This is a genomic window from Vreelandella lionensis, assembly GCF_044543515.1.
GTDB classification, from domain to species: Bacteria; Pseudomonadota; Gammaproteobacteria; order Pseudomonadales; family Halomonadaceae; genus Vreelandella; species Vreelandella lionensis.
Genome location: NZ_JBITWC010000048.1, coordinates 1,709 through 4,846, shown reverse-complemented (window position 1 = coordinate 4,846; position 3,138 = coordinate 1,709). Strand labels below are relative to the sequence as shown.

Below are 3,138 nucleotides of genomic sequence, written 5' to 3'. Positions count from 1 at the left end.
GTGTTTTGTGATCGTCTCTTTCCGTCAGCGCCTTGGCTGGCGGCTGCGTATCCGGTGTTCTGAGTGCGTTCACACTCGTTCGTTATCACTGCGACCAGACCCCTTGGGTGTTATAGGGTCAAGCCTCACGGGCCATTAGTACACGTTAGCTCAACGCCTTGCAGCGCTTCCACACCGTGCCTATCCACCAGCTGGTCTCGCTGGGCCCTTTAGGAGACTCTAGGTCTCAGGGATGTCTCATCTTGAAGGGGGCTTCCCGCTTAGATGCTTTCAGCGGTTATCCCGTCCGACCATAGCTACCCGGCAATGCCACTGGCGTGACAACCGGAACACCAGAGGGTCGTCCACTCCGGTCCTCTCGTACTAGGAGCAGCTCTTCTCAAACATCCAACGCCCACGGCAGATAGGGACCGAACTGTCTCACGACGTTCTAAACCCAGCTCGCGTACCACTTTAAATGGCGAACAGCCATACCCTTGGGACCGACTTCAGCCCCAGGATGTGATGAGCCGACATCGAGGTGCCAAACACCGCCGTCGATGTGAACTCTTGGGCGGTATCAGCCTGTTATCCCCGGAGTACCTTTTATCCGTTGAGCGATGGCCCTTCCATACAGAACCACCGGATCACTAGAACCTGCTTTCGCACCTGCTCGACGTGTCTGTCTCGCAGTCAAGCACCCTTATGCTCTTGCACTCATTGCACGATGTCCGACCGTGCTGAGGGTACCTTCGTGCTCCTCCGTTACTCTTTGGGAGGAGACCGCCCCAGTCAAACTACCCACCACACACTGTCCTCGATCCGGATCACGGACCTGAGTGAGAACGCCAATGATGCCAGGCTGGTATTTCAAGGTTGGCTCCACCCGAACTGGCGTCCGGGTTTCAAAGCCTCCCAGCTATCCTACACAGGCAACATCAGCGTCCAGTGTGAAGCTATAGTAAAGGTTCACGGGGTCTTTCCGTCTAGCCGCGGGTACACCGCATCTTCACGGCGATTTCAATTTCACTGAGTCTCGGGTGGAGACAGCGTGGCCATCATTACGCCATTCGTGCAGGTCGGAACTTACCCGACAAGGAATTTCGCTACCTTAGGACCGTTATAGTTACGGCCGCCGTTTACCGGGGCTTCAATCAAGAGCTTCGGACGAATCCTAACACCATCATTTAACCTTCCGGCACCGGGCAGGCGTCACACCCTATACGTCCGCTTGCGCGTTAGCAGAGTGCTGTGTTTTTACTAAACAGTTGCAGCCACCTGGTATCTTCGACCGGTTCGGGCTGAGGAAGCAAGTTCCCTTACCCTACGCCGGCGTGCCTTCTCCCGAAGTTACGGCACCATTTTGCCTAGTTCCTTCACCCGAGTTCTCTCAAGCGCCTTGGGATTCTCACCCTGACCACCTGTGTCGGTTTGGGGTACGGTCGCACATGATCTGAAGCTTAGAGGCTTTTCCTGGAAGCGTGGCATCAATGACTTCCGGACCGTGGTCCGTTCGTTTCGTGTCTCGGCCTTGAAGCGTCCCGGATTTACCTAAGACGCCAGCCTACTCACTTTCACCAGGACAACCAACGCCTGGCTCACCTAGCCTTCTCCGTCCCCCCATCGCAATCATGTCCGGTACGGGAATATTGACCCGTTTCCCATCGACTACGCCTTTCGGCCTCGCCTTAGGGGCCGACTCACTCTGCTCCGATTAGCGTCGAACAGAAACCCTTGGTCTTCCGGCGAGGGAGTTTTTCACTCCCTTTATCGTTACTCATGTCAGCATTCGCACTCGTGATACCTCCAGCATGCTTCTCAACACACCTTCATCGGCTTACACGACGCTCCTCTACCGCTCATCCAGAGGATGAACCCGTAGCTTCGGTACCTGGTTTAGCCCCGTTACATCTTCCGCGCAGGCCGACTCGACTAGTGAGCTATTACGCTTTCTTTAAAGGATGGCTGCTTCTAAGCCAACCTCCTAGCTGTCTGAGCCTTCCCACATCGTTTCCCACTTAACCAGGATTTGGGGACCTTAGCTGACGGTCTGGGTTGTTTCCCTTTTCACGACGGACGTTAGCACCCGCCGTGTGTCTCCCACGCTTGCACTCACCGGTATTCGGAGTTTGCCTCGGGTTGGTAAGTCGGGATGACCCCCTAGCCGAAACAGTGCTCTACCCCCGGCGGTGATACGTGAGGCGCTACCTAAATAGCTTTCGAGGAGAACCAGCTATCTCCGAGCTTGATTAGCCTTTCACTCCGATCCACAAGTCATCCAAATCTTTTTCAACAGATCCTGGTTCGGGCCTCCAATTGATGTTACTCAATCTTCACCCTGCTCATGGATAGATCGCTCGGTTTCGGGTCTATATCCAGCGACTGTGTCGCCCAGTTAAGACTCGGTTTCCCTACGGCTCCCCTATACGGTTAACCTCGCCACTGAATATAAGTCGCTGACCCATTATACAAAAGGTACGCAGTCACAGAACAAGTCTGCTCCTACTGCTTGTACGCACACGGTTTCAGGATCTATTTCACTCCCCTCTCCGGGGTTCTTTTCGCCTTTCCCTCACGGTACTGGTTCACTATCGGTCAGTCAGGAGTATTTAGCCTTGGAGGATGGTCCCCCCGTCTTCAGTCAAGGTTTCTCGTGCCCCGACCTACTCGATTTCACATACGCAGATTTTCGACTACGGGGCTATCACCCGCTACGGCCGTGCTTCCCAGCACGTTCGTCTAATCCGTTGCATGCTTAAGGGCTGGTCCCCGTTCGCTCGCCGCTACTAGGGGAATCTCGGTTGATTTCTTTTCCTCAGGGTACTTAGATGTTTCAGTTCCCCTGGTTCGCCTCTTACGCCTATATATTCAGCGTAAGATACTCATCTGATGATGAGTGGGTTTCCCCATTCAGAGATGTCCGGGTCACAGGTTGTTGCCACCTCACCGAACCTTATCGCAGGCTACCACGTCTTTCATCGCCTCTGACTGCCTAGGCATCCACCGTGTGCGCTTCATTGCTTGACCCTATAACCCGAAGGAGTCTGGGGTTCGCAATGATAACGATTGCCGGATACGCTTGAGACGTATCACAAAACAAGTTACGTAAGAACGTTCGAAAACGTTCTTGTCAGCATGATATACATTGTTAAAGAGCGA

The 3,138-nt window shown here is 54.0% G+C and carries 1 rRNA gene; it reads right to left on the bottom strand.

The features are described from left to right. Positions 1-114: 114 nt before the first annotated feature. Positions 115-3,006 (bottom strand): 23S ribosomal RNA (locus tag ACIGG6_RS18190). Positions 3,007-3,138: the final 132 nt, after the last annotated feature.